The organism is Streptomyces fractus (assembly GCF_049844455.1).
GTDB classification, from domain to species: Bacteria; Actinomycetota; Actinomycetes; order Streptomycetales; family Streptomycetaceae; genus Streptomyces; species Streptomyces fractus.
In genome coordinates, this window is the sequence record NZ_JBMYHI010000002.1 from 8,055,102 (window position 1) to 8,072,319 (window position 17,218).

The following is a 17,218-nucleotide window of genomic DNA, read 5'->3' on the forward strand; positions in this document are numbered from 1 at the left end:
GTCCTCTTCGGGTACCTATGCTGCGGCGCGTACCGACGGCCCGGAAGCACACCACAGCGACGACTGATGGCAGTGAAAGCCATCAAGGTCTGCGCGTCTTCAAGCGCGCTAGCGTCGTGTGACAGGTGACTTCAGCAGCTCCTGGATACTCATGCAACGGGCCGTAACGAATAAGCAGAATACCACAGTTGGCCCGGACCCGCCCGTGAAGCGCCATCGAGACGCACGCTCAACGACTCACGCTCCCTGCAATGCGCCTAGCAGTCCTGACGGCGATGGAGGAACCGTCTTCCAACTCGTCGAAGGCCGCGCATAACAACGCGCCGCGATTACGACATAACCCATGTGTAAGGCCGAGAGGCCAACACACCACACGCACACGTCACCTACGAGAGGCACTCACGTATGGCGAACAACCTCACGAAGATCTGGGACGCCGACCCCGACGCCGCTCCGAGGGAGCGCTCTTCTTTCGCTGACGATGTCGTCGGCCGCTTCCGCTCCGGGCGCCTCGTCAAGCTGGGCGGAAAGGACGTCCCCGAGTCGCTGAACGAGTGGCGCGTCACGACCGGTGACCCGGTCGTCGCCGCGAAGATCGTGGAGATTCTGGGCGGGGAGTCGGAGGAGTGGGAGACCGACAAGGAGGACAACCTCCAGGTTCTCACCGACTCGCCCACCGTCGCGATCATCATCGAGCCGGAGGGCGTCGACGCCTCGTTCAAGATGTTCATGCCCGGCGCGGGTATGACGCACCACTGCGACGGCTTCGAGTACCTGTCTCCGGAGGAGGACAAGGGCACACCGTGCGGCTGCCCGTCCCTGATCGCGGAGCGGAAGTTGAAGGCAACGCAGATGCGGGGCCCGAAGCCGTCCATCGACGTGAAGTTCCGCGTCGCCGACGCCCCGGATCTGGGCATCTTCCGTTTCAACTCCGGCAGTTGGAAGCTCGTTGAAGTCCTGGGCCCGCTGTTCGCGGAGCTCGACAAGTACGAGGGTCGACAGGTGCGCGCAACGCTGACGATCGAGAACGTCAGCTTCGTCCCGCAGAAGGGGCCGCGCGCCGGCCAGGAGGTCAGCTACAACAAGCCGGTCATCAAGATCACCGGCGCCTACGAGGCCGCGGAGCCGGTCGCGCTCGCCGAAGCGGCCTGACCCCAGCACCACATAGAACGCCCGCTCCTCCCGAATTGCGGTCGGGAGGGGCGGGCGTCATTCACGAGTGTACGCACACTGAGGAGATAGATGCCCGATGCCGATCCTGGAACTCTGCGCCGGTTACGGCGGACTGGGAATCGCGGTTGAAGCCCTGACAGGCGACAAAGTGACTGTCGTCGCGGAAGTCCACGGCGCTGCCTGCCGAGTCATGGCGCACCGATTCCCCGACGCCCCCAACATCGGCGACATCCGTTATCAGAGCTGGGGCGGACTGCTCGACGAGGGGATCGACAAGCTAACGGCGGGGTTCCCCTGCCAGGACATCAGCAACGCGGGGAAGCGGGAGGGGATCAAGGGTGCCCGTAGTGGAATCTGGTTCAACGTCGCTGAAGCCATACGGGTTCTTCGACCGAGATACGTGTACCTGGAGAACGTCGGAGCACTCCGAAATCGGGGACAAGCAAGCGTCCTCACATCGCTTCACGAGATCGGGTATGACGCGGCGTGGATGTCTCTACGAGCTTCCGACATCGGCGCCCCTCACCACCGCGACCGCTGGTTCTGCGTGGCCACACCTGCCGACACCGACGGTAGCTGACGCCTTCCGCGGACCCGACTACGCGAAGCGGGACCGCAAGGGATCCGGCGGTGACGACCTCGTGACGGCCGTCTGTCGCCTCTTCCCCCGGGACAAGGCGGAGAAGCTCTTCAAGACACCCACCGCCAACCTCGCAAACAACGGGAGCGCGCAGCACCCGGACAAGCGGAAGGCGGGAGGGCACGGGCCGACGTTGGAGGATGAGGTCTGTTTCCTCCTCAACGTCGACCCCGACGAGGAGCACCCGGACGACGGACCGCACTCGCCGGCCGAGTGGTGGGGCGAGTTCGCGAAGGCCGTCTATCGCTGGGAATGCATCCGCGGAACGGCTGCTCCCGTCCCCATCGTCCGCGGACCGCGCGGAGGGCTGAAGCTCGCGCCGAAGTTCGCGGAGTGGTTGATGGGGCTGGAGCCGGGATGGGTTACCGACGTCCCGGGGCTCTCGCACAAAGAGCAGATCGGTCGTATCGGGAACGGTGTCGTCCCTCACCAGGCGCTCTACGCCTTCAAACACCTCACAGCACAGATGCAGCAACAGTCATTTACGGAGGAGAGCAATGGGCAAGTCCCGACTGACTGACTTCACCGGCGCGGAGATCCGCCCCGGTGTCGTCGTCGCGTACCCGACGCGTCAAGGGAACGTCGTCCGCAACTCGGAGGCCGTCGTCCTGGAGACGCTCAGCGACAAGAGCACGGGACGTGTCGTCCCGATGCTGAAGGTCCGTCCGACGGGGCGCGACTCCGGCTTCATCGCACGCAAGACGCTCGCCTCCCAGAAGGTGAGCGCCGAACACGTCGTCGTCATCGCGGACACGGGGGAGAGCAAGTGACGGAGTTCAAGGTCGGGCAGAAGGTCCGCCACAACATCTACGGGGACGTGGAGATCGCCTTCGGGCCGGTCGACTTCATGAGCATGCGCGGCGGGTACGTGGTGGACAAGGGCGACGGAGAGCACGGCGTCGTGTCGTCGACGTACCTCTCCGCCATCCCCGAGCCACAGGCGTTCGCCATCGGCGACACGGTAACGGCCGGCCTCATGTTCGGCGGCGCTCCGGCGGAGCTCGTGGCAGGTCCGTACACTTCTCGACTCAGTGGAATGACCTTCTGGGTAGCGGAGCGGAACGGTCAGCACGCGTGCCCTCGCGAGGCACTCCTCACGAAGGTGGCGAAGCCGAAGATCAAGGTCGGCGACCGGGTGCGTGTGGTGAAGGACGACGAGCTCGTCAACAAGGGGGTGTTCGTCGGGCTGACGGGCGTCATCGCTCGTCTGAATCCGCCGACACGGCGTCTGCCCTACACCGTCCGTTTCGACGCCGGACAGGGTGCCCGGCTCGCCCTGTGGAACGTCGCGGAGGTCGAGCTCGTCGACGACGCGGCCACCTACACCCACGACGGCGTGACCTACGACCTGACTGCGAAGTACAGCGACGGCGACGAGGTCTGGGAGTTCACCGGCAAGTACGACGCGAACGGCGTTCCGCGCGTGACGGCGTACGGCAACGCGGACAACATCGACACCATCGCGGACATCGCCGACGACTACGGCCCCCTCACCCGCATCTGACCAACCCCGCCCTACGGCTCCCGGACACCGACGATCCAGGGGCCCTACGAGAAACGACTCACGAACCTCAGAGGAGAGAACATGGCGACGACGTTCAAGGTTGGCGACAAGGTGAAGCACCGCACGTTCGGCGCGGGGGAGGTCGCGTTCGGCCCGTTCGAGCACTTCAGCGGGTCGGACATGTACCTCATGAAGGAGGCCGACAGCGACAGGCACGTGTTCTCGGAGCCTGCCGCGCTCACCCTCGCGTCGGCGTACGAGGTCGGCGACAAGGTGCGCGTGTACGCCGACGGCGGGTACACGGTGAAGGCGGGCCCGTTCGCCGGCCACGCCACGGAGTGGTACGTCGTCGGGGAGGCGGACGGCGTCGACTACCGGGCCAACGTCGGCACCCTGACGCGGGAGCCGGAGGCGGCGGCGAAGTTCAAGGTTGGCGACAAGGTGCGCGTCCTCGTCGACTACGCGGACGGCGCGTCCGTCTCGAAGGGCGACGTCTTCACCGTGCAGAACGTCTACTCGGACGAGATCGTGACCGACGGGAACGGCCTCACGAGCCGTTGGTTCTTCAAGCCCGCGAACGTGGAGCTCGTCGACGACGCGAACACCTACACCCACGACGGCGTGACGTACGACCTGTCGGCCCGCTACCGCGACAAGGAAGGCGACTTCTGGACCTTCCGCCGCATCGACGGTGAGGCCCGAGGGAACTACCGCGCGACTGACGTCGACTGCTCGGCGCTCATCAACAAGTACAGCGACACCCTCGAAACGGTCGTAAGCGACTACGGCCCGCTCACCCGCGTGAACGCCTAGCACTCTACAGCCCCCGGTGACTTCGGTCCCGGGGGCTTTGGACGTAGGAGGACCGACTAGAGGGAGAGAGACATGGCGAAGGTGATCGCGCACAGCGGAGTCACGGTGGAGTTGAGCGGGCGAGACGTGGAGTTGGTCCGTGAGGCACTTAGCTTCTCCTTGCGTGCCAACACCGACTGGCTCGACCGCGATGACGAAGACGCGCGGGACATCCTCGGGATTCTGCCCGGCGGCGTCGAGTGAGCGGCGCCCTCCACGTCATCGACGAGGCAATGAGCCCCGCGCTCGGCGACGTCCGCGGCGCCGGCCCGGGGGATCTGATCTACGTCCGCCGCGGAGCGACGAGCCGGAAGGACTTCCCGAAGTACTGGGAGGCCGTCGGCGTCGCGCGGAAGCGGGGCGCACACGTCTACGTGGTCAACAGTGAGGAGAGCTAGTGCGGGACTCTTTCGGCGTCACCATCGAGCCCGGGGACTACGTCCTGTCGGCAGCGTCATCGACAGGACTCTTCAAGCTAGGGACCGTCTACCTCGCGGCATCGGGGCGCCCGATGATGGAGGTGTCTCAATCCAACTGGGGCGACGCGCAGAGGAAGAGTGAGGTCGGGTCGAACGTCCTCGTCCTCTGCAAGGCGGACGGAACAGTCCCCGAGCACGTCGCGGGGGTGATCGACGCGTGACCCCCATGGAATCCGCCTGCGCCCCGTACCGCGCGAGGCTGAAGGCGGAGCCCTTCGCATCCATCGTCCCCGACCGACGCCCGGAGCTGAAGCTCCACGCCGGTATTGGCCTGGCGAAGCTCGCCGTTGCCTACACGTCGTGGGGTGGCGCGCGTGGCGGCGAGATCTACGAGCGCACGGCCGACGGCTGGACGCTGCTCTACCGCGTCGAAGCGGGGACGTCGACCGACGCCCTGCCCTGGAAGGAGAGCCCGTGAGCTACATCAACGTGCGTGAGGTGCGGGTCCCCAACGGCGAAGACGTCGTGACGGTCCGGCTCGACAGCGACGCGGACCACTCCTTCACCGACGGCGAGGAGCTGAGCGCTGCGTCGTCGATCATCGACCTCGTGGACACGCTCGACAACGGCGAGGCACTCGTCATCACCCGCGACATCTTCTGAGGAGAGCCAGTGACGTTCCGCGTAGTGCAGACCGCAGAAGCCTTCCGCTACCCCGTCGGCAAGACGTGGGGCCCGTACGCGGAGGAGCTCGACGCGAGCGAACGCGTGCACTTGCTCCGCGAGTTCGGTGGGGACGGCGTCATCGAGTCCGGTGAGTTCGGCGCCACTTGCGGCATGAACCTCGTCGGCGCAGGTGGCGGAGGCGGCGCTCTCGCCTCGTCCTGAATTCCTCCACGGTGCAGCCATACACGTGCGGAAACGGTGAACTCACGTAACCCGCACGCTTGTTCGCCGTTAAACCTCTTATCACCCGTGCACTCGGGTATGTCGAACGCATATGCACGGCGGCGAGCGCCCGCCGCGCGGGCAGAGGTGGACAGATGGTGGCACGTGAAAGCGCGGCAGACGACAACGTCCTCGTCTACGCCGGGCAGAGGTGGGATGTGGAGTCCGAACCGACGGTCGTGGAGTCCGACGGGGAGTCGGTCCTCGTCGAAGTGTGGGTCAAGAGAGGTGAGGGCGGCGGCCAACCCCAGTAAGGCGAAAGGCACCGCGTGGGAGACCACGTGGACCAACTACATACGAGAGCACCACAACCCGACGGCCCACCGGAACGTTCAGATGGGCCGTCTCGACATTGGCGATGTCAGCGGGTACTACCTCCACGCGGCGGAGCTGAAGGCGGAGAAGACGATCACGCTCTCCGACTACATCGCGCAGGCCAACAAGGAAGCCATCCACGCCGGCGAACCGTTCGGGTGCGCGGTCGTCAAACGGCGGATGAAGGGCGTGGCTGACGGCTACGTCGTCCGTGACGTCGCGACGGACGTCCGTCTCATGAACCGCATGCGGGACATGGAGGAGGCGCTCCAGTCCGCGGCTCCAGCGGCTTACGAGCTGCTCAACAAGCGACACCGTTAGTCGACTAGCGCAAGTCATCAACACAAGGGGCGTCCTTCGGGGCGCCCCTTCCGCATGCACACGAGGGGAGGGACGTCGTGGGGAGCCGATTCGATCCGTACTGGGACGAGCTTTGGAACTGCTCGTGCCCACTCTGCACGGAGCTCCGTCGGGCGCACGCGCGCCACATCCCCAGCGCACTGGACGAGGCATCCGAAGCTCTGTTCCAGGCGCTGGAGGCGAGGACCCACGGCCACGAGAGGCCGCGTGTGTCACTCACGAAATGGGACCCGCTGAAGTACCGCAACGACGGGTGGCAGATGCGCGAAGGGCTCGGTATCGGCGTGACGTTGGGCGGCGTCACTGGCAGCGCCCGACGACGTCAGCAAACACGAGGGGAGAAGTAGTGCGACTGTCGGACATCTTGGGGCGACTGAGCGGAGTCGAGCCCGACCATGACGGGCACCTGGCGCTGTGCCCGGTCCACGCCGACCGCGCGCACCCGTCGCTGAAGCTCACGTTGAAGGAGGACGGCCGACTCCTGCTCGTCTGCCGCACCGGGTGCAAGAACGTCGCGATTCTCCGCGCGATGCGGATCAACGCGTCCGACCTCTTCGACGTCGTCAACGACATCGGCGCGAGCACGATCAACAGTGCCGCGCCGGAGGCGGTGGGCGTCGCGGAGATCGCGGGGCTCCGGATGGCCGTGGAGCGGTGGGCGGACGATCTCCAGCACGAGGGGGCGGGCGCAGGGTTCGCCGCCGACGCGCGGAAGTACGCCGCGGACCGGTTCGGCCTGTCTGCCGAGCAGTGTGCGGAACTCCTCGTCGGCCTCTCCACCCCCGCAGTGCAGTCGTGGCCGTGGCTCTCGCGGGGATTCACCCGGTACCCGCGCCTGACGGTCCCGCTGGTCGGCTTCGACGGTGTGGTCCGCGGCCTCCAGGGGCGCGACCTCTCCGGCAAGTGCCCGGCTCGTTGGGTCTCCCTGACCAACGTGGAGGGGCGGACATGGTCGAAGTATGGCGTCCTCTCCGCGGGCGCCGGCTATGACACCATCCTCGTCACCGAAGGTCCGGGCGACGGCCTGACATCGGTCGGTGTCGGCTACGACGCGCTCGTCATTCGCGGTGCAGGACTCGCCAACAATGCGGCGCTCGTCTCGGAGTTGGTCGAGCACCTGCGCGGCCGTGACGTGATCCTCGCGTTCGACCCTGACGGGGCGGGGGAGCGCGGGACGAAGGCTCTCGCGGCTGCACTCGTCGCCGACGGCAACGCTCCTCGTCGTCTGCCCTTCCCCAACCGGGGCGAGGATCTGACGGCGTGGCGCGAGCGGATCCCGGACACCTTCGCGGCGGAGCTCCACCGGGCCGTGCGTTCCGCGGCCGTGGTCGAGCTGGAGCAGCCGAAGGCCCGGGAGCCGAAGCCGGCGAAGGAAGCGGACACATCCGCGACCGACACCGCGCTTCAGTCGATGTCGCAGTCAGCGCGTGAGGCGTTTGACGTGACAGACGTCGGTATCGCGGTGCGCCTGCGCGACTACATGACCCACACGGGCGGCGGTGTGCGCTACGCGGGAGGTCTCGGCTTCCTCGTGTGGGACGGCACGGTGTGGGCCCCGGGAAACGACGAGGTACGGACGGCGCTCCTCCAGATGGGCGCGGAGCTCATCGCGTCGGGCGACGACGGCTCCCGGAAGATCGCGCTTAAGGCACTGACCAACCGCGCGATTGAGGACGTCATCAAGGTTCTGCCGTCCGTGCCTGGAGTCCCTGCGCGAGCGGCCGACTTCGACGCGGACGAGCACCTCCTGAGTGTCGCCAACGGGACCGTTGATCTCCGCACGGGTGCTCTGGGTCCGCACTCGCCGGCCGACATGATTACTCGTCGACTGGACGTCGCCTATCGCCCGGAGGCGGAGGCGCGACGGTGGGAGCAGTTCCTCGTAGAGGTGTTCCCCAACCACCCGGAGCTGCCGTCGTTCATGCGGAGGCTCGTCGGCTACGGCATCACCGGGAGCACGTCGGAGCAGTGCTTCACGTTCATGCACGGCCAGGGCGCCAACGGGAAGAGCGTGTTTCTGGACGCGTTGATCCACGTCCTGAAGGGCGTCACGAAGTCGACGGAGTTCAGCACGTTCGAGCAGCGCACGGCCGTCGGGCAGGCGTCGCCCGAACTCGCCTCGCTCCGCGGCGCACGGCTGGTGACGGCGAGCGAGACGGAGAAGTACAGCCGTCTCGCGGAGGCGCTCGTCAAGCAGGTCACGGGCGGCGACCCGGTGACGACGAGGCACCTGTACGGGAGCCCGTTCACCTACGTCCCGACGTTTCTGATCATGGTTGCGGGCAACTACAAGCCCGCCATCCTGTCGCAGGATCTCGGCGTGTGGAGGCGGGTCAAGCTCGTTCCGTTTGAAGCGACGTTCCGCGGCGCGAAGGCCGACAAGACGCTTCCCGCGAAGCTGCGGGACGAGGCGGAGGGGATCCTCGCGTGGGCTGTTCGCGGCGCGCAGGAGTGGTACGAGCACGGCCTCCAAGAGCCTGCCTCCATCGCGACGGCCACGCAGGACTACCGGGAGTCGGAGGACCGGCTCGCGGAGTTCATCGCCGCTCGCCTCGTCCAGGAGCCTGACGCCCGCGTCGCCCCCATGGCGGTCCGTCGCGCGTACGCGGAGTGGGCGGAAGACGCGGGTCTTTCGCGGAAGGAAGTCCTCTCCGGGTGGGCGCTCGGGGTCGAGCTGGAGAGCCGGGGCTTCACGAAGGAGAAGCGCTCCGGGCGCTGGGGCTTCGACGGCATTCGCCTCATGACCGACGAGGAGCGGGAGGCCGCGACCCGTGCGGAGGAGACACAGTCGCCCGTCGTCGACGGACCGACCGACATCTTTGGACAGCCGAAGGAGGCTGCATGATCGAGCACAGCTTCCCGGTGCTGGGGAAGAAGATCCCCGTTCGTGTACCGCAGAGCGTTGATGATTTTCGCGAGTTTCAGCGGTACATCATCGACCGGGCGAATGCGGGGGAGCGGGTCGCGTACGACACGGAGACGACGGGGCTCGACACCTTCTCCAGCGGCTTCCGTATCCGTACGGCGCAGTTCGGCACGCCCGACGAGGCGTGGGTCCTTCAGGTGGAGAAGGGGGACGACCTCCAGCGGCTCACGACGTGGGCGCTTCGGACACTGCCTGAACTCTCCATGCAGAACCGCAACTTCGACATGCTCGCGAGTGACCGGCATTTGCCGGGGATCTCGCTGGAGGAGCTCGCACCGAAGACGCTCGACACGTATATCCACCTCCACCTGTCCGACCCTCGTCGCAAGGATCAGGGAGGCCCCGGGAACAAGCTGAAGGAGGCGGCAGAGCACTACATCGACCCCGACGCCCCCGACACGCAGAACGGATTGATCGAAGAGTTCCACAAGATCGGCCGCACGAAGGACGACGGGTGGCCGTACATCGACATCAACAATCCGTTGTATCTGAGCTACGCCGGCGGGGACGTGATCCTCACGTCCCGACTCCTGCCGAAGGTGCAGGAGCGGGTGCGCCAACTCGGCGTCAATCCCGCGCTCATCCCCTTCGAGCACGAGGTCGGCTTCGTCTGCGCGCTTGTCGAGCGACGCGGGATGCGGATCAACCGCGACTACACGACGCAGCTCTCCGCGGAGTTGCTGGAGGAGTCGGCGCGCTGGGCTGCGGAGGCAAAGAAGTACGGGGTCGAGAACATCAACTCCACGCGCCAGGTGTCGGAGGCGCTGCTCGGCATGGGGGAGAAGATCCCCGAGCGCACGGCGGGCGGTGCCGTCCAGGTCGACGGCAAGGTGTTGAAGCGCCTGGCCGACGTCGACAAGGTTTGGGAGCCGATCGAGAGCCGGACTCCTAACCCGTTGGCGATGGCGATCCTCCGCAGTAAGCGCGCGTCCAAGTGGCGCACGTCCTACGCGGAGGCGATGCTCCGGACCGCGGACGAGAACGACCGCGTACACCCGAAGATCGGGGCACTCGCGGCCCGCACGGCGCGTATGTCGATCTCTGACCCGCCCTTCCAACAGCTCCCGTCAGGGAAGTGGGAGGTGCGGCACTGCGTCGTGACGGACGAGGACAGTCGCATGATCTCCGTCGACTACTCGTCGGTGGAGCCGCGCGTCATGGCGGCGCTCTCGGGTGACGAGAAGATGACGGCCGCGATTCTCGCGGGCGCGGACCTCCACAACCTGACGGCCGCGAGCGTCTACGGCGCCGACTTCACGAAAGGGCAGCGCAAGGTGGCGAAGGTCGTGCAGCTCGGCGTGGCCTACGGGGGAGGAGCGAAGACGATTGCGGCGCAGACCGGCTTGACGATCGCTGCCGCACAGGCTGCTGTCCGCGGGTACAAGCGGACGTATCCCCGGCTCGCGCGGTACATCAGGCAGCTTCAAGGCCAGGTGATCCGCAACGGCTACACCCTGCGGACGCCGTCGGGCCGACGACTCGTCTTCGACCGCGACGCGGCTTACGCCTCGTTCAACGGGGAGATCCAGTCGACGGCGCGGGACATCTTCGCGCAGGGGATGTTGGAGATCCACGCGCGAGGGCTCACCCCGCACGTCCTCCTCCCGGTGCACGACGAGATCGTCGCGGACGCGCCGGCGAAGGAGGCGGCAACGGTGGCTCGGGAAATCGGCGAAGCGATGGCGACGACGATCCGCGGCATTCCGATCGACACGGACCCTGACGTCGGTGGCGGAAGTTGGGGGTCGCTCTACATGCGGAAGGCGGACACGATGATGCATCACGACAGGTGGTACGCGGCTCACCCCGACGAGGCGTACGCCGCGGAACAGGCACGCAAGTGACGCCCGCACGTCTCGCGGCGCCAATAGCGGGGCGTGCGACGTCAGTTGACCGAACGGTGACCGGTTTTGGTCCCCGCTCTGTGCGCTCCGTGTCGCGTCCCATCCGCACCATGCCTCTCCTGCGTCCCGTAGAGCCCCCGCTTTACCCCTCCCGCCGTGACGTTCTGCGACGGTGGGAGGAACTGGACGTGTGGGCGTGTGACTACTGTGACGCGCGGTTCGGGCAAACGGTTGTAGCGGAGGTGGACCACGTTCGTCCGCTTGCGAAGGGCGGAGCCCACGACTGGTCCAACTTGGCTCCGTCATGCGCGAGTTGCAACCGCCTGAAGGCTGACAAAGATCTCGACGCCTGGCTGTCCTAACTCCAGGTCAGAGCCTGACGGAGGACGACGGCACCGTCACGGACCGGCACGGCCCCCGACGACACGCTGTTCACGGCACCGTCACACAGATCACGACTAGATAACGGTGGACGGTTGCGAAGCGGAATGGGTCGGCCACCATATCCGCAGGTGAGATGGGTCGGCCGCCATATGCCCGATGCACATTGCGGGTCATGTAACCGGGCGTAACGCCCTAAAACCCCCCACTAACCGGAACAGATCCGGCCGAGTGTTGATTGCTTGTGGAGGATGTGTGACTTACAGTCCTGATCAAGCCACAGACGGACAACGAATGACCGATCTCATCGCCGCCATGGAGCGGGACTTGACGGAGTGTCGGCAGTTCGTGAACGCCTATGGCGACGCAGTGACCATGCCGGGGCGTGTCCCCGATGTGGATGCGGACGGTACAGGCCGGCAGGCGACGCACGGACCATCCCGCCCGACCGAAGCGACGGCGCTCGACGAGCGTCGCGCAGCCCTTCAAGCAGAACTGAAGACAGGCGTATCCCAACTGCCCTATGCGATAGCGGTAGTTCGGGGCGTCACCGCATCCATGGACCGCGCACTCGCTCGCTGGGAGGGGGAGAGTGTGCCGGATCCCGTGTCAGGGGGACCACCAATTGATCATCATTACGGGGCCGCAGAGTAGCGACGAGGACCGCGAGACCCTCGCCGACGCTGCGAGCATCTTCAATGCGCTGCCCGCGTTCAAAGTCGTAGCGCAGTGGGTCGCGGCCACGGTCCTCTACTGCCTGAGCGGGTGGGAGAGCTGCCCGCGGGCGGTGGCCGACGTCGCTATTGCAGAGTCTTTCGGTATCGCCGTGCGTCACCTCCTCGCGTGACCGAAGCGCGAAACGACTGACGCACCCAAGCCCCCGTTCCTGCACGGGACGGGGGCTTTGCCGTGCCCGAACCCCTGTGTGACCCACGCCACAGAAGACCGGCATAACAAGTGCGCCGGATTACGACACAACACCTACGAACAACAAACACTCACACTTCAGGAGCCCACATGAGCCGCAACGAGATCAACGACGCTCAGATCCTCGCCGCGCAGGCTGGCGACGCCGACGCCATGTGGGCCGTAGTCATGGGATGCGACGCGATGCTCCGCGGCATCGTCCGCTCCGTCGCCCCCAACGCGTGCCGGGAGGACGCGGAGGACTACCTCCAGGAGGCGCGCGCCGTCGTCATCGAGCGTGTCCGTGACTACGAGTCGGGCGCGTCGGCCGCATCGCTGACCTCGTACCTCTACCGTGCCGCCCGACGCGCGGTGCAGGAGGCGCACATCGACGCCACATGCGCCGTGAGCGTGCCAGCGTCGCTCGCGATAAAGGTCCGCCACCTCCTGTGGCAGCACGCCGGCGACGCCGACAAGGTGTGGGAGGAGCTGGAGAAGGAGCCCGTCGCAACGCAGCGTGTGTCACGTGAGTCGTTTCTCGCTGTCCTGGACGCGCTCGCAGAGTCGGTGTCCTTCGACACCCCCGTCTCTCAGGGCGCCGGGCGTGCCGCTGGCGAAGGGCGCGAACCTCTCACCCTCGCGGACGTCACCCCCGACACCTCGTCTGAGATCACGGTCCCGTCAGAGCGCCGCGACCTTGCCCGGTGGCTTCTGACGCAGATTTCGCACCGTCAGGCACTTTCGCTCCGCGCGTTCTACGGCATTGGCATGACCCGCCAGGACGACACGGAGACCTGCGCGGACATGGGCATCAAGGCGACCGCGCTCCGGCAGCTCCGGTTCCAGGGAACGAAGCGCGCACGCAACGTGGCCGACGTTCACGGCCTCGTTGCGTGAGTCATAACCACTACTACTCAGAGAAGAGCCCAACCATGAACCGACTTCCCTCACTCGACGACTACGACGTCCAGGGCGTTCGCCCCGAAGAGGCCGCCCTCTGGGGTGACGACGTGATGTGGGCCGTGGAGTCCCGCTCCGGCGAGGCGCCGCTCCCTGACGGCTTCCACGTCGAAGCCGTCTGAGCAACGCGAAACGGCTAGCGGAACTATCTGAGGAGAGAACATGGCGGAAGCAACCTTGAAGTGCGACTACTACGACGGAGACCAGATCCGGGCGGAGATCTCCGATAACCGTGTGGCGCTGGAGCGCTGCTCCGACGGGCGGAGGTTGGGGGACGCCGTCTTCGCCACCCCCGCGGGTCTCCGCGTCTTCGTGCGGCAGCTCCTGGAGCTCGCCGACGACATCGACGGAGGAGAGAAGGTCGACGCTCGCTCGACCTTCGCCGACCGTCGGGGGCGCGTGTGGGTGGCTGGCTCCCCGGTCCCGCGCGTCCCCGTTGCCTCCATGCGCGGCGACTTCGTGAAGCAGGCGAAGGAGCTCCTCGCCGGCACCGACCACGACGCCGCGGACATCGTCCGCCTCGCGGAGTTCCTGGCCGCGGAGTAGCGCTAAACGACTATCGCAGCTTCAGGGGTTGTGGTGGCCGACCCAACCGTGTCATAGTCCTGGAATCGCGAAGCACTGACGGAGCCGCTCCACTCGGGGCGGCTCCAGGGGAGGGGACAAGATGGACACGACGCTCACGGACACGATGCGGGTGGCACTGGAGAAGTTCGCTGCGGGTGGCGTTCCCTTCATGGGGGCGTCGACGGTGCGCGCACTGGAGCGGCGGGGACTTATCACGGCGAACACGGCCCCGCGGGATCCCGAGGAAGGGCTTCGCTCCCTCTACATGCTGACCGACGCAGGTCGCGAGGCCGCCGAAGCCGAGCGCGCTCGCGCGTTCGTGGCGCGGCACCTTCCGCTCACGTCGTCGCTCTAGCCGAAACGCCCCTCCGGGGGCGTCGTCCGGGATTGGTCTACCGGGCCTGACGAGGCAGACCACAGGGGAGGGGACTTTATGGAGCCGGAGATGGCGCAGGCGATCAGCCTTATCGGGTCGCTGAAGGACGGCGACCGTGTGCGAGTCACTCTCGACGGGCGCATGTACGACATGACGGTTGTCGGCCGCCCGACCCGCAGTGACGGGGCGTTCGGAGAGCTGGAGTCCGTCGGCGTCACGGTGTCGCTCGGCCCCGGTCGCTACTCGACGCGCGTTGCTGCGGAGAACCTCGTCCGCACCAGTCGGGGGCGAGGGTTCGTCGGGGGTGGGGCTGAGTTGGAGCTCATCAACGAGTAGCGGAAACGCCCCTCCGGGGGCGCACTCTCCCCGCATAGGAAAGCCCGCCGGCGCCCCCAGCGCTGAACGGCGCGCGGTTCGAATCCGCGGCGGGGCACTCCATGCACTCCCATAACCGAGGAGGCACCATGCCCCGACCTTCACGACTCCCCGCACGCGTGGCCGTTGCCGTCGCGTCCGTCGCCACGGTGGCGGCGCTCGGCGTCTCCATGTCGTCGACGGCCAACGCCCCGGAGCGGCTCCCCGCGACCGGTACAGCGCCCGTGGTGACGCCCGACCCGATACCGAACCCCAGGCTTCTGACGCGGTCGACGTCGCACGAGACGCGTGACGGCGACCGTACGCCCATCGAGCCGTCGCTCCGCTAGTCATTTGCGTCCCCAGAGCGCGCGGAAGTAGTCGGCCAGGGCGCGAATGGTGTCGGGGCGCGACGCCTCCGACGTGTCGCGGAGCCCGACGCGCAGCATGAGGATGCCGCCACAGATGACGATGATGACGAGGCTGATCACGGCAACAATCGCCCACGGCCCTGCGCTTGCGAGCTCCTGCATGATCCCCGGAACTGACATTGCTCTTCCTCCCATGACGGTATGCCGCCGCCTTCTGGGAGGGCACCGCGGGGTGCGGCGCTCAACCTCAACGAAGGCAGACGAAGTCTGCTGAGACACGGTGCCTGCCAGACCGTGCCGCCCGGGGGCGGATGTTCGCTGAGGTCGAAGTGACCTGTAACGCGGTCGTGCTCGTACTGCATAGCAGGCGAGGGCCGCTGTCGGACGCGTCGGTTGACGCATGCAGCCCTCTTCGGGACGTGAAGAAGTCCCGCTCATCCCTGGCGGCTTACTGGTCCCCAGGAATGGGAAGCGAGGACGCCTGTCCGGCACGCTCAACATGCCGCCTGGCGGGAGACGCCTTCGCCGTCGCAGATCAAAGCACACATCACTAGCGCCAGTGAATGGGCGCCCGTATGGAACACGACGAACGGAGGAGCCATGGCATCCACATACGACGTACCGATACGCGCAAGCGAGCTCAGACGCGGCGACGTCTTCGAGCTCCACCGCAAGACGCGCACGGCGGCCGACGGGCCGTGGCCGGCGGGGTACGGGCACGTGTCCGTACCGCTCGTCGGGGGAGGCTTCGCGATCCTCTCCAAGCTGACCCCCCTCACGGTCACCCGGGAGCGGCCGTGACGTACCGGATCACCTTCGAATGCGGCGTGAGTGCCCTCGTCGACGACGTGGCGCAACGCCACCTCCTCCGCCAGGCGTTGAAGCGCGGGGACGAGACGACGAAGGTCCGCGGCGGGTACGTGGTGACGCTGCCGGAGGGCAAGCTCGTCGCGCTGCTCGCGGAGCGCTAGTCGTTCGATGGATCCTCAGTCCCAGATATTTCCCATTACCTGCGCGAGGATCTTTGCTGGCCCGTCCACGGCTCCCTTGAAGCAGCGGCTCACAAAGTCGTTAACGCCGCCGTCGCCTTTGATGCCGAACGCTGAACCGAGGACCATCGAAGGCACCCCGATGAGCAGGCCGAAGGTGACCCCTACGAGGCAGCTGATTACCACGATGAAGCAGATGATGACTGCGATAGGTACGGCGATTATCGAGATTAGAAACTTGACGGCCATGAAGTCCCCCGAGTGCCCTGGCCTGGAGCTGTTCTCCAGCGTAGCGCTCGACGTTCGGAACGTCATTGGGTCGAGAGGCCCTCGGTTTCGTGGGGTTCTGTGATCACCAACTCGAAGCCCGTACAGCCGCGTTGCGCTTATCACGAGTCATTCACGATGCATGCACACGAACGAGGAGCCATGAGAACCCACCTCCGCCGGCTGGACCCCCTCTTGATCCAGGCCGTCATAGCTGCCGCCCTCTCCTTCGCGCACATCCATGACGTCGCGGAGGCCGCGGGTCAGACCGGTTGGAAGGCGTGGGCGTACCCGATCAGTGTCGACGTCCTGTTGGTCATGGCGTGGAAGCGGGTCCGGGAGGCAGGAGAAGGTGAGTCGGTACGTGCCGCGCGCCTGTGGTTCTGGCTCTCGCTCGTGGCGTCCATGAGCGCCAACGTGGCGACGGCCGGCATCGTCGACCTGGAGAGCCCTCCGACGGCACTCCGTGTGCTCGTCGCGGCGTGGCCCGTGCTCGCGTTCTTCGGTGGCTCGCTGCTCGTCCACTCACGCAAGGCGGAGGACGTCGTCGACGAGGAGCCGCAGGAGCCCGCGGAGGCGCCTGTCGTGGCCGACGGGGAGCCCGCCCCGGAGCGCCCCGTCCTCGTCTCCTACAAGGAAGCGGCGGACGCACTCGGCGTCGCCCCCGAGACGATCCGCGGCGCAGCCAACGGGCCGAAAGCGCGGCTCACGAAGTACAGCGGACTGACGCCGAACACGGTCCGCGTCGATCTGAACGAGGTGCGGCGCGAGATCCGGCGCCCTGTCGCCACCCCGTAAGCGCCTCATGACGAACCCCCGTCGCATCCGCGGCGGGGGTTTTCTGCGTTGTGGGCCGTTACGCCGTCGGCTTTGGCGCGCGGGCAGCTTCCACCCGGGCGAGGCAGACGTTACACAGCGGCGACGAGGGGCGCCCGAACTGCGATGGCCCGTACTTCTGCGCTTGGTTCCCGCACTTCGCCGTGGCGCACGGTCCCGCTCCGGTGACCGGGGGGTGGTAGGCGACCTCTTCGGCGGGGGTGCTCATGGCTGCGTCCTCTTCTATTCG

30 protein-coding genes and 1 other RNA gene are annotated in these 17,218 nt (G+C 66.7%); 29 read left to right on the forward strand and 2 right to left on the reverse strand.

The window, feature by feature from the left end; genetic code table 11:
• Positions 1-405 precede the first annotated feature (405 nt).
• The 26 genes from ACP4E5_RS38510 to ACP4E5_RS38635 all read left to right on the forward strand — a co-directional run bounded on the left by ACP4E5_RS38510 (position 406) and on the right by ACP4E5_RS38635 (position 14,875).
• Complete coding sequence (locus ACP4E5_RS38510; RefSeq protein WP_425837406.1) at positions 406-1,152, forward strand: recombination directionality factor; 747 nt, start codon at positions 406-408, stop codon at positions 1,150-1,152.
• 97 nt (positions 1,153-1,249) lie between these two features.
• Entirely contained in the window at positions 1,250-1,753 is a 504-nt protein-coding gene (locus tag ACP4E5_RS38515) for a DNA cytosine methyltransferase (protein WP_425837409.1), read from the forward strand.
• A 61-nt stretch (positions 1,754-1,814) separates the two neighbouring features.
• Entirely contained in the window at positions 1,815-2,333 is a 519-nt protein-coding gene (locus ACP4E5_RS38520; protein WP_425837412.1) for a DNA (cytosine-5-)-methyltransferase, read from the forward strand.
• On the forward strand, positions 2,311-2,583 hold the full coding sequence (locus ACP4E5_RS38525) for a hypothetical protein (protein ID WP_425837414.1): 273 nt from the start codon (positions 2,311-2,313) through the stop codon (positions 2,581-2,583). Before ACP4E5_RS38520 ends, ACP4E5_RS38525 begins: the two co-directional genes overlap by 23 nt.
• Entirely contained in the window at positions 2,580-3,317 is a 738-nt protein-coding gene (locus ACP4E5_RS38530) for a phiSA1p31-related protein (RefSeq protein WP_425837417.1), read from the forward strand. The genes ACP4E5_RS38525 and ACP4E5_RS38530 overlap by 4 nt, the downstream gene beginning before the upstream one ends.
• Positions 3,318-3,398: 81 nt before the next feature.
• Positions 3,399-4,130, forward strand: coding sequence for a phiSA1p31-related protein (locus tag ACP4E5_RS38535; protein WP_425837420.1), 732 nt, complete (start codon positions 3,399-3,401; stop codon positions 4,128-4,130).
• A gap of 72 nt (positions 4,131-4,202) precedes the next feature.
• Positions 4,203-4,373 (forward strand): hypothetical protein, encoded by a 171-nt coding sequence (locus tag ACP4E5_RS38540; RefSeq protein ID WP_425837423.1) that lies wholly within the window; start codon positions 4,203-4,205, stop codon positions 4,371-4,373.
• Complete coding sequence (locus tag ACP4E5_RS38545) at positions 4,370-4,567, forward strand: hypothetical protein (protein WP_425837426.1); 198 nt, start codon at positions 4,370-4,372, stop codon at positions 4,565-4,567. Before ACP4E5_RS38540 ends, ACP4E5_RS38545 begins: the two co-directional genes overlap by 4 nt.
• The gene (locus tag ACP4E5_RS38550) at positions 4,567-4,809 is read left to right on the forward strand and encodes a hypothetical protein (protein ID WP_425837429.1); all 243 of its coding nucleotides are present in this window, start codon (positions 4,567-4,569) and stop codon (positions 4,807-4,809) included. Before ACP4E5_RS38545 ends, ACP4E5_RS38550 begins: the two co-directional genes overlap by 1 nt.
• Complete coding sequence (locus ACP4E5_RS38555) at positions 4,806-5,066, forward strand: hypothetical protein (protein WP_425837431.1); 261 nt, start codon at positions 4,806-4,808, stop codon at positions 5,064-5,066. The genes ACP4E5_RS38550 and ACP4E5_RS38555 overlap by 4 nt, the downstream gene beginning before the upstream one ends.
• Positions 5,063-5,251, forward strand: coding sequence for a hypothetical protein (locus ACP4E5_RS38560; RefSeq protein ID WP_425837434.1), 189 nt, complete (start codon positions 5,063-5,065; stop codon positions 5,249-5,251). Before ACP4E5_RS38555 ends, ACP4E5_RS38560 begins: the two co-directional genes overlap by 4 nt.
• A 9-nt stretch (positions 5,252-5,260) precedes the next feature.
• A complete protein-coding gene (locus ACP4E5_RS38565) occupies positions 5,261-5,476 on the forward strand; it encodes a hypothetical protein (RefSeq protein ID WP_425837437.1) in 216 nt (71 codons plus the stop codon).
• A 155-nt stretch (positions 5,477-5,631) separates the two neighbouring features.
• Positions 5,632-5,790 (forward strand): hypothetical protein, encoded by a 159-nt coding sequence (locus tag ACP4E5_RS38570; RefSeq protein ID WP_425837440.1) that lies wholly within the window; start codon positions 5,632-5,634, stop codon positions 5,788-5,790.
• Between the two features lie 82 nt (positions 5,791-5,872).
• Complete coding sequence (locus ACP4E5_RS38575; RefSeq protein ID WP_425837442.1) at positions 5,873-6,172, forward strand: hypothetical protein; 300 nt, start codon at positions 5,873-5,875, stop codon at positions 6,170-6,172.
• A 403-nt stretch (positions 6,173-6,575) separates the two neighbouring features.
• A complete protein-coding gene (locus tag ACP4E5_RS38580; protein WP_425837444.1) occupies positions 6,576-9,056 on the forward strand; it encodes a phage/plasmid primase, P4 family in 2,481 nt (826 codons plus the stop codon).
• Positions 9,053-10,981 carry a DNA polymerase gene (locus ACP4E5_RS38585; protein WP_425837447.1) on the forward strand — a complete coding sequence of 643 codons (1,929 nt, stop codon included), beginning with the start codon at positions 9,053-9,055 and terminating at the stop codon, positions 10,979-10,981. Before ACP4E5_RS38580 ends, ACP4E5_RS38585 begins: the two co-directional genes overlap by 4 nt.
• A gap of 110 nt (positions 10,982-11,091) precedes the next feature.
• Entirely contained in the window at positions 11,092-11,343 is a 252-nt protein-coding gene (locus ACP4E5_RS38590) for an HNH endonuclease (protein WP_425837450.1), read from the forward strand.
• A 334-nt stretch (positions 11,344-11,677) separates the two neighbouring features.
• Complete coding sequence (locus ACP4E5_RS38595; RefSeq protein ID WP_425841979.1) at positions 11,678-12,016, forward strand: DUF7169 domain-containing protein; 339 nt, start codon at positions 11,678-11,680, stop codon at positions 12,014-12,016.
• Positions 11,988-12,209 carry a hypothetical protein gene (locus tag ACP4E5_RS38600; protein WP_425842190.1) on the forward strand — a complete coding sequence of 74 codons (222 nt, stop codon included), beginning with the start codon at positions 11,988-11,990 and terminating at the stop codon, positions 12,207-12,209. The genes ACP4E5_RS38595 and ACP4E5_RS38600 overlap by 29 nt, the downstream gene beginning before the upstream one ends.
• Positions 12,210-12,379: 170 nt before the next feature.
• Entirely contained in the window at positions 12,380-13,165 is a 786-nt protein-coding gene (locus ACP4E5_RS38605; RefSeq protein ID WP_425837453.1) for an RNA polymerase sigma factor, read from the forward strand.
• 35 nt (positions 13,166-13,200) lie between these two features.
• Positions 13,201-13,350 (forward strand): hypothetical protein, encoded by a 150-nt coding sequence (locus ACP4E5_RS38610; RefSeq protein WP_425837456.1) that lies wholly within the window; start codon positions 13,201-13,203, stop codon positions 13,348-13,350.
• Between the two features lie 40 nt (positions 13,351-13,390).
• Positions 13,391-13,774 carry a hypothetical protein gene (locus ACP4E5_RS38615; RefSeq protein ID WP_425837458.1) on the forward strand — a complete coding sequence of 128 codons (384 nt, stop codon included), beginning with the start codon at positions 13,391-13,393 and terminating at the stop codon, positions 13,772-13,774.
• Positions 13,775-13,895: 121 nt separating this feature from the next.
• Positions 13,896-14,150 carry a hypothetical protein gene (locus ACP4E5_RS38620; protein ID WP_425837460.1) on the forward strand — a complete coding sequence of 85 codons (255 nt, stop codon included), beginning with the start codon at positions 13,896-13,898 and terminating at the stop codon, positions 14,148-14,150.
• Positions 14,149-14,214, forward strand: an RNA gene (locus tag ACP4E5_RS38625) — hammerhead ribozyme type II. Before ACP4E5_RS38620 ends, ACP4E5_RS38625 begins: the two co-directional genes overlap by 2 nt.
• Positions 14,215-14,240: 26 nt before the next feature.
• Positions 14,241-14,507: a hypothetical protein gene (locus tag ACP4E5_RS38630; RefSeq protein ID WP_425837463.1), complete on the forward strand. Its 267-nt coding sequence runs from the start codon at positions 14,241-14,243 to the stop codon at positions 14,505-14,507.
• Positions 14,508-14,635: 128 nt separating this feature from the next.
• The gene (locus tag ACP4E5_RS38635) at positions 14,636-14,875 is read left to right on the forward strand and encodes a hypothetical protein (protein ID WP_425837466.1); all 240 of its coding nucleotides are present in this window, start codon (positions 14,636-14,638) and stop codon (positions 14,873-14,875) included.
• Here the strand turns inward: ACP4E5_RS38635 and ACP4E5_RS38640 are convergent, their stop codons facing one another.
• A complete protein-coding gene (locus tag ACP4E5_RS38640) occupies positions 14,876-15,058 on the reverse strand; it encodes a hypothetical protein (RefSeq protein ID WP_425837469.1) in 183 nt (60 codons plus the stop codon).
• Between the two features lie 438 nt (positions 15,059-15,496).
• Here ACP4E5_RS38640 and ACP4E5_RS38645 point away from each other — a divergent pair, with 438 nt between their 5' ends.
• Both ACP4E5_RS38645 and ACP4E5_RS38650 read left to right on the forward strand, forming a co-directional pair.
• Positions 15,497-15,697 carry a hypothetical protein gene (locus ACP4E5_RS38645; RefSeq protein ID WP_425837471.1) on the forward strand — a complete coding sequence of 67 codons (201 nt, stop codon included), beginning with the start codon at positions 15,497-15,499 and terminating at the stop codon, positions 15,695-15,697.
• Positions 15,694-15,867 carry a hypothetical protein gene (locus ACP4E5_RS38650; RefSeq protein WP_425837474.1) on the forward strand — a complete coding sequence of 58 codons (174 nt, stop codon included), beginning with the start codon at positions 15,694-15,696 and terminating at the stop codon, positions 15,865-15,867. The genes ACP4E5_RS38645 and ACP4E5_RS38650 overlap by 4 nt, the downstream gene beginning before the upstream one ends.
• Positions 15,868-15,882: 15 nt before the next feature.
• Here ACP4E5_RS38650 and ACP4E5_RS38655 read toward each other — a convergent pair whose 3' ends face one another.
• On the reverse strand, positions 15,883-16,134 hold the full coding sequence (locus ACP4E5_RS38655) for a hypothetical protein (RefSeq protein ID WP_425837477.1): 252 nt from the start codon (positions 16,132-16,134) through the stop codon (positions 15,883-15,885).
• A gap of 180 nt (positions 16,135-16,314) precedes the next feature.
• Between ACP4E5_RS38655 and ACP4E5_RS38660 the strand changes: the two genes are divergently transcribed.
• Entirely contained in the window at positions 16,315-16,950 is a 636-nt protein-coding gene (locus tag ACP4E5_RS38660; protein ID WP_425837480.1) for a DUF2637 domain-containing protein, read from the forward strand.
• Positions 16,951-17,218 lie beyond the last annotated feature (268 nt).

Excerpts from the sequence above, each read along its gene's own strand:
- ACP4E5_RS38655 (WP_425837477.1), bottom strand. The coding sequence starts at position 16,134 with ATGGCCGTCAAGTTTCTAATCTCGATAATCGCCGTACCTATCGCAGTC.
- ACP4E5_RS38620 (WP_425837460.1), top strand. The coding sequence starts at position 13,896 with ATGGACACGACGCTCACGGACACGATGCGGGTGGCACTGGAGAAGTTC.
- ACP4E5_RS38525 (WP_425837414.1), top strand. The coding sequence starts at position 2,311 with ATGGGCAAGTCCCGACTGACTGACTTCACCGGCGCGGAGATCCGCCCC.
- ACP4E5_RS38570 (WP_425837440.1), top strand. The coding sequence starts at position 5,632 with ATGGTGGCACGTGAAAGCGCGGCAGACGACAACGTCCTCGTCTACGCC.
- ACP4E5_RS38535 (WP_425837420.1), top strand. The coding sequence starts at position 3,399 with ATGGCGACGACGTTCAAGGTTGGCGACAAGGTGAAGCACCGCACGTTC.
- ACP4E5_RS38610 (WP_425837456.1), top strand. The coding sequence starts at position 13,201 with ATGAACCGACTTCCCTCACTCGACGACTACGACGTCCAGGGCGTTCGC.
- ACP4E5_RS38615 (WP_425837458.1), top strand. The coding sequence starts at position 13,391 with ATGGCGGAAGCAACCTTGAAGTGCGACTACTACGACGGAGACCAGATC.
- ACP4E5_RS38595 (WP_425841979.1), top strand. The coding sequence starts at position 11,678 with ATGGAGCGGGACTTGACGGAGTGTCGGCAGTTCGTGAACGCCTATGGC.
- ACP4E5_RS38605 (WP_425837453.1), top strand. The coding sequence starts at position 12,380 with ATGAGCCGCAACGAGATCAACGACGCTCAGATCCTCGCCGCGCAGGCT.
- ACP4E5_RS38540 (WP_425837423.1), top strand. The coding sequence starts at position 4,203 with ATGGCGAAGGTGATCGCGCACAGCGGAGTCACGGTGGAGTTGAGCGGG.
- ACP4E5_RS38515 (WP_425837409.1), top strand. The coding sequence starts at position 1,250 with ATGCCGATCCTGGAACTCTGCGCCGGTTACGGCGGACTGGGAATCGCG.
- ACP4E5_RS38510 (WP_425837406.1), top strand. The coding sequence starts at position 406 with ATGGCGAACAACCTCACGAAGATCTGGGACGCCGACCCCGACGCCGCT.
- ACP4E5_RS38590 (WP_425837450.1), top strand. The coding sequence starts at position 11,092 with ATGCCTCTCCTGCGTCCCGTAGAGCCCCCGCTTTACCCCTCCCGCCGT.
- ACP4E5_RS38585 (WP_425837447.1), top strand. The coding sequence starts at position 9,053 with ATGATCGAGCACAGCTTCCCGGTGCTGGGGAAGAAGATCCCCGTTCGT.
- ACP4E5_RS38575 (WP_425837442.1), top strand. The coding sequence starts at position 5,873 with ATGGGCCGTCTCGACATTGGCGATGTCAGCGGGTACTACCTCCACGCG.
- ACP4E5_RS38635 (WP_425837466.1), top strand. The coding sequence starts at position 14,636 with ATGCCCCGACCTTCACGACTCCCCGCACGCGTGGCCGTTGCCGTCGCG.
- ACP4E5_RS38645 (WP_425837471.1), top strand. The coding sequence starts at position 15,497 with ATGGCATCCACATACGACGTACCGATACGCGCAAGCGAGCTCAGACGC.
- ACP4E5_RS38660 (WP_425837480.1), top strand. The coding sequence starts at position 16,315 with ATGAGAACCCACCTCCGCCGGCTGGACCCCCTCTTGATCCAGGCCGTC.
- ACP4E5_RS38640 (WP_425837469.1), bottom strand. The coding sequence starts at position 15,058 with ATGCAGGAGCTCGCAAGCGCAGGGCCGTGGGCGATTGTTGCCGTGATC.
- ACP4E5_RS38630 (WP_425837463.1), top strand. The coding sequence starts at position 14,241 with ATGGCGCAGGCGATCAGCCTTATCGGGTCGCTGAAGGACGGCGACCGT.